This window comes from Aestuariivirga sp., assembly GCF_046093005.1.
Taxonomy (GTDB): Bacteria; Pseudomonadota; Alphaproteobacteria; order Rhizobiales; family Aestuariivirgaceae; genus Aestuariivirga.
The window spans coordinates 1-6,305 of record NZ_JBJTER010000091.1; the positions used below are offsets into that span (position 1 = coordinate 1).

Genomic DNA, 6,305 nt, shown 5'->3' on the forward strand with positions numbered 1-6,305 from the left:
GCCGAAGGCCGCCACCTCCTGGCGCTTCCCGCCTACGACCAGTGCATCAAGGCCTCGCACCTCTTCAACCTTCTGGACGCGCGCGGCGTGATCTCGGTCACCGAGCGCCAGGCCTATATCCTGAGGGTGCGGGAGCTTGCCAAGGGCTGCTGCGAGGCGTGGAGCCGGACGGATGGGGGAGGGGGGTAACTCCCATTACCGTGTTTCCGCTGATCTCCGGAAACTGAAAACCCCGCGCCGGAAGGCGCGGGGTTTCATTATCCGGCATTGATCTTGGGTTGCCGAGCCCACACGAAGGATCATTTACTTGCGACAAGCGATCACTTCTCGGTTTGCTACATTTGAATAAAACTATATTCTACTGCTGTTTTCAAGTCTAATTTTCTATGAGGCTGCGAAATGGACCTGATTTACGGCTTCGACATTGGAACCACATCGATTGGCTGGGCGGTCATCCGGCTGTCGAGGAATGATGCGCAAGGTCAACTGCTTGGCATGGGGACGCGAGTTTTCCCTGAAGCGCGCGACAGCGATGGCACGCCTTTGAACCAGCAGCGGCGTCTGGCGCGCATGATGCGGCGTCAATACCGGCGGCGGCGCGTCCGGCGGCGGCAGCTTAACGAATTGCTCTCGGGCGTTGGCTTGCTGCCACCTTTTGGCGGCAGCGAATGGGCTGCGATGTCGCGGGGACCAGACCCTTACGCGCTCAGGGCAGAAGGTTTGACTCGGCAACTCTCGCCGCACGAGCTTGGACGCGCGCTCTATCACCTCGCCAAGCGCCGCCACTTTCGCGGGCGGGACATCGAGGAGCTGGAAGACGGCAAGGAAGACGCAGTTGAAGAAAAGAAGGCGAAGTCCGCGCGCGAAACAACAATCGCTGCCCTGAAATCGACTGGCCAGACCCTTGGCGCATATCTTGCGGCGATACCAGCGGGGAGCCGCAAAAGAGGCGTGCATGCGCTGCGAGATCATGTCCGCGCCGAATTCGAAGCCTTGCTGCTTGCCCAGCGCCCTCATCATCCGGCGTTGCGGGATGGCGCTTTCACGGCGGCGCTGAGCGACGCGATTTTCGAGCAAAAGCCCGTGTTCTGGCGGAAGAACACCTTGGGGCAGTGCAAGCTGATGCCTGACTCGCCTTTGGCGTCCAAGGCATCCTGGGCCTCCTGCCAGAGGCGCATGCTCGAGCAGCTCAACAACCTGGCCATCGCTGGCGGAAATCAAAGGCCATTGGAGGCAGATGAGCGCGCCGCGATCTTGGCGGCGCTCCAAACCCAAGGGTCCATGACATGGGGCGGCGTGCGGAAGGTTCTTGAGCCGCTTTTCAAGGCGCGTGGCCAGAGCGCGCGCACAGTCCGCTTCAACCTGGAGGAAGGCGGGAATCCAAAACTACTCGGCAACCCGCTCGAAGCGAAACTCGCGGCGATTTTTGGACCCGACTGGGAAAAACATCCCCACAAACACGCCATTCGCGAAGCGGCCGATACAAGGCTTCGCGATGCCGACTATGGATCAATCGGCCAGCGCGTTGTTATTCTTCCGGAAGCCGAACGCAAAGCCCGGCGCGGCAAAGCTGCCGAGAGTTTCATTACGGATTTTGGCGTTGCGCCCGGACAGGCGCGCGAACTTGAAGCCATGAGCTTTCCGGTTGGATGGGACGCCTATTCCACTGATGCCATTGCCCGGCTCATGCCAGAGCTTGAGCGCGGCGTCCGGCTTGGATCGCTGCTGGCGGGATCGGAATGGAATACGTGGCGGCACGGCAACTTTCCCAATCGCAACAGGCCGACCGGCGAATTCCTCGATCGGTTGCCCAGCCCGCGCGACAGGGACGAAGCGAAACGCATGCGCGGCATTCGCAACCCAACGGTCAACCGCGTGCTGAATGAACTGCGCAAGGTGGTGAATAATCTGATTACGGTTCATGGCAAGCCAGACTTGATCCGCATAGAACTGGCCCGCGATATCGGCCTCTCGAAACGTGAACGCGAAGAGCAGTCGAAGGCCATGCGCAAGCAGGAGGCGCAGCGGAAGAAGGCATTGGATGATCTGCAAGCAAATGGCATTGATCAGCCAGGGCGCAAAGTTGTGATGAAATGGCTTCTTTGGAAAGAAAGCGGAGAGAGAGACCCGTATTCAGGTGATATGATCTCGTTCGACGCTTTGTTCCGGCAGAACGAGTATGAGATTGAGCATATCTGGCCCAGAAGCGTTTCGTTCGACAATAGCTTTTCCAACCTGACGTTATGCAGGCGGGACTTGAACCAACGTAAACGCAATTTGCTTCCGTTCGCCGCATTTGGTTCCGACCCCGATTTGTGGACCGCGATCACAGCCAGGATTGAGGAGATGAAGGCGGGTAAAGGGAAAGCCGGCATGAGCCTCCGAAAGGCGCGGCGCTTCATCGCTACGGCAATCCCGGATGATTTCGCCAGCCGCCAACTGAACGATACGGGTTATGCGGCGCGCGAAGCGCTGTCATCACTCAAGCGGCTATGGCCGGACGAAGGCCCTGAAGCGCCGGTGAGGGTGCAGGCGGTAACAGGCAAGGTAACGGCCTACTTGCGCAGATTGTGGGGTCTGAACAACATTCTTTCCGACGATGGAGAGAAGACCCGTGCGGATCACCGGCATCACGCCGTCGATGCGCTTGCCGTTGCCTGCACCCATCCGGGCATGAGCCAGCGGCTGTCGCGCTACTGGCAGATGGAGGAGTCGCCTCCGGGCGGCGCGCTTAACCCCAGGCTTGATGCGCCTTGGCCGTCAATCCGGCGTGAAGCGGAGGAGCACGTTGCGAAGATTGTGGTCTCGCACAGGGTGCGAAAGAAGCTGTCGGGGGCGCTCCATACTGGTTCTGTCTATGGCGATACAAATAGAGATATGAAAGTGGGTAGCGTCGACTATGGCGTTGTCGTTGAACGAGTACCAGTGACGGCGCTGTCGCTGGCAGACCTGCTTTCCGACAGTCTTGAGGAAAATCGATACAGAATTGCTGATGACGGTGTCCGCGCCGCCATTGAAGCGCACTTGTCGAAGAATGGCATCGACGTTGACCACCACAAAGCCCAGAGGAAGATAAAAGCCTCATCGGTAGAGCAGAAGATACTTGAGGAGGCTCTTGAAAAACCCATTCCCCTTGGTCGAAAGGGTACAGTGGTTCGTAAGGTCCGAGTTCTTACGAGGAAACAACGCCACTTGTTGATTCCGCTTCACAACGGCCTCGTGCCAAAGGATACAAATCATCACTTCGCCCTCTACAAAGGTGCAGACGGCAAGTGTTATGAGGTGCCTGTGTCCCTTTACGAAGCCGCATTGCGTGGTCGTCAGCGGCAGCCCGTCATCCCGCGAAGGCTCCAAGACAAGAGCGAGTTGATGTTCTCAATATCAAAAGGCGACATTATTACATTCGATGACGATAGAGCGAAATACTGGGTTGTCAGAACGCTCGCATCTAACGGTCAGATTGTTATTGTCCCACACACAGATGCGAGGCCAGACAATAGAGCAACGAAATACACCCCATATCTTGCCTCTCTTGTGGAAAAGGGCGTTCGAAAGGTCTCCGTTGATCCGATAGGCCGGGTTCGGCCAGCCCGCGACTAACTAACATCAATGCAACGGCGCACAATAGAGATTGGAACGCCCGGATCGCGTCTTTCAGTGTCGTATCGGCAGTTGGTGATCGAGCGCAGGGAATATCCGCGCGTTACGCTGCCGATCGACGACTTGGGCGTGGTTATTGTCGATGACCGGCAGGCTAGCTACACACAGGCGGTATTGGTGGAACTTATGAACGCGGGTGCAACGATTATCGTAACGGGGAGTGACCATCTGCCTATCGGTATGATGCTGCCGTTGCAAGGCCACCACCTACAGACTGAACGGCATATCGCCCAAGCAGGCGCCGCGCTTCCGCTGCGCAAGCGCATTTGGCAAGAGCTGGTGCGCGCGAAGATTTCTCAGCAAGCGCGGATACTCGCTCACTTCGAGGCGGACGATGGCAGGCTTTCTGAACTCGTCAAGATGGTCAAATCCGGCGATAGCGGCAACCACGAAGCCCAGGCAGCGCAGCGGTACTGGCCCTTGTTATTTGGAACTGGTTTCCGGCGCGACCGGGAGGCAGATGGCGTCAATGCGTTCCTGAACTACGGCTATGCCGTTATTCGCGCGGCAGTGGCGCGGGCGGTTGCTGCGGCTGGCTTGATCCCCTCGTTGGGCGTCTTCCACACACGGCGGTCAAATCCATTTTGTCTGGCTGACGATCTGTTGGAACCATTCCGCCCCTTTGTTGATTGGCGAGTGAGGATGATTCGGGATAGCGGCTGCTTGGCTGAAGGTTTGTCCAGCAAACAGAATAGGGCGGCCCTTCTCTCACTCTTCAATGAGGGCGTGATGATCGGTGCAAGGCAGTTGCCGTTGCTGGGCGCTATTGAAGCCAGCGCCGCCTCATTGTCGCGAAGCTTCGCCGAGAGCCGCGTCGATCTGCAATTGCCGCGCGGTCTGCCGCTTGGGCAGAGCAGCTATGGCGAAGAATCCGAACCGGGATGAATGTCAGATCCTTCCCACAAATTCCCTGGGGATGGAAATCCATGTGGGTCATCGCAATGTTCGATCTGCCGACCGACACACCCGCCGCGCGCAAGGCTTATGCAACATTTCGAAAGCGGCTTTTGGAAGACGGTTTCGGCATGATGCAGTATTCTGTCTATGCGCGTCATTGCGCCTCCATCGAGAACGCCGATGCGCATGTGCGGCGGATGGGTGCCCAGCTGCCGCCGGAAGGCGAGGTTCGGTTTCTGATCATCACCGACCGCCAATATGGCCGCATTCATGTTTTTACCGGGAAAAAACGAAGACCGGCCCCTCCCTCACCCGCTCAGCTCGAGTTTTTTTGATAGCTGTAGCGGGCGAAGGTGATTTATTTTCAAGGGCTTGAGAGAACTATAGTGTAGCAAACCGAGAGATGACCGCAAGCCGCAGCATCATTCCAACGGGAGTCCAGATTAGAGCGAGTGTAGCAAACCGAGAGATGACCGCAAGCCGCAGCATGCGCGGATCGGGGAACCTCGCCACCGAGAGTGTAGCAAACCGAGAGATGACCGCAAGCCGCAGCCGGACGACGACGCGTTCAACCCGATGCTGCAGTGTAGCAAACCGAGAGATGACCGCAAGCCGCAGCGCCCAAAGCCCGATGGGTCCTGCGAGGTCAAGTGTAGCAAACCGAGAGATGACCGCAAGCCGCAGCAATATGACGCGCCTTGGCATCAGCCAGAACAGTGTAGCAAACCGAGAGATGACCGCAAGCCGCAGCAGTTGTTGGCAGCCCGTAACGCTCAAGGCTAGTGTAGCAAACCGAGAGATGACCGCAAGCCGCAGCGAGAAACAGCATGTCAGGCGACCAAGCTACAGTGTAGCAAACCGAGAGATGACCGCAAGCCGCAGCGGCGCGGTGACACTTAATGTCAACACGCTTAGTGTAGCAAACCGAGAGATGACCGCAAGCCGCAGCATATCCGATCAAAGCTGGCAGTCGTTCGGCAGTGTAGCAAACCGAGAGATGACCGCAAGCCGCAGCCGCGCAACTGGCGCAGTCTTGGATTGGACCAGTGTAGCAAACCGAGAGATGACCGCAAGCCGCAGCCTCTCGACAATAGCAAATCTGGCGAATCCGAGTGTAGCAAACCGAGAGATGACCGCAAGCCGCAGCACACTCGTAATGCTAAAAAATATTGCAATAGTGTAGCAAACCGAGAGATGACCGCAAGCCGCAGCGAGAAATAGCAATGTCAGGCGACCAAGCTAAGTGTAGCAAACCGAGAGATGACCGCAAGCCGCAGCGCAACCTTCTGGTTAAACCAGAAGCCCTCGAGTGTAGCAAACCGAGAGATGACCGCAAGCCGCAGCCAACATGAAAGAGGATGAAACCGCATGACCAGTGTAGCAAACCGAGAGTTGACCGCAAGCCGCAGCGCCATAGGTGTCGCAGCCCCGGCTGTCATGAAGTGTAGCAAACCGAGAGATGACCGCAAGCCGCAGCATATTCTTAACTTGAATTCCGGTGACAGTTCACTTTTTGCTATGGGCTTTTGCCGCCCAGCGCGACAGTGGGTGCAGTCAAAAAGTGAACTGTCACCGGAATTACGGCCAGCTCCCCGCCGATGACGCTTCACCCCACCCGCTCCTTCCAGGACCTGATCCTGACGCTCCATGAATATTGGGGCCGGCAGGGCTGCGTCATCCTGCAGCCCTATGACATGGAGGTGGGGGCCGGCACCTTCCACCCCGCCACCACGCTGCGCTCCGTGGGG

Annotated in this window: 5 protein-coding genes and 1 CRISPR repeat array; all 5 genes read left to right on the forward strand. The window is 57.7% G+C overall.

Annotation, left to right across the window (positions count from 1 at the left end; genetic code table 11):
- Window positions 1–189, forward strand: a 189-nt coding sequence (locus ACKOED_RS07985) for a glycine--tRNA ligase subunit alpha (RefSeq protein WP_408916060.1), incomplete at its 5' end; no start/stop codon positions are given.
- A gap of 210 nt (window positions 190–399) precedes the next feature.
- Window positions 400–3,600, forward strand: a complete 3,201-nt coding sequence (gene cas9 / locus ACKOED_RS07990; protein ID WP_408916061.1) for a type II CRISPR RNA-guided endonuclease Cas9 — start codon at window positions 400–402, stop codon at window positions 3,598–3,600.
- A 9-nt stretch (window positions 3,601–3,609) separates the two neighbouring features.
- Window positions 3,610–4,545, forward strand: coding sequence for a type II CRISPR-associated endonuclease Cas1 (cas1, locus tag ACKOED_RS07995; protein WP_408916062.1), 936 nt, complete (start codon window positions 3,610–3,612; stop codon window positions 4,543–4,545).
- 41 nt (window positions 4,546–4,586) lie between these two features.
- Window positions 4,587–4,892, forward strand: a complete 306-nt coding sequence (cas2, locus tag ACKOED_RS08000) for a CRISPR-associated endonuclease Cas2 (protein WP_408916063.1) — start codon at window positions 4,587–4,589, stop codon at window positions 4,890–4,892.
- A gap of 50 nt (window positions 4,893–4,942) precedes the next feature.
- Window positions 4,943–6,034: a CRISPR direct-repeat array (repeat unit 36 nt; unit sequence AGTGTAGCAAACCGAGAGATGACCGCAAGCCGCAGC).
- A gap of 121 nt (window positions 6,035–6,155) precedes the next feature.
- Window positions 6,156–6,305: glycine--tRNA ligase subunit alpha (locus ACKOED_RS08005; protein WP_408916064.1), on the forward strand; the 150-nt coding region annotated here is incomplete at its 3' end.

What these genes read in the sequence shown, in the direction of transcription:
- cas1 (WP_408916062.1), top strand. Translation starts at nt 3,610, where the DNA reads ATGCAACGGCGCACAATAGAGATTGGAACGCCCGGATCGCGTCTTTCA.
- cas9 (WP_408916061.1), top strand. Translation starts at nt 400, where the DNA reads ATGGACCTGATTTACGGCTTCGACATTGGAACCACATCGATTGGCTGG.
- cas2 (WP_408916063.1), top strand. Translation starts at nt 4,587, where the DNA reads ATGTGGGTCATCGCAATGTTCGATCTGCCGACCGACACACCCGCCGCG.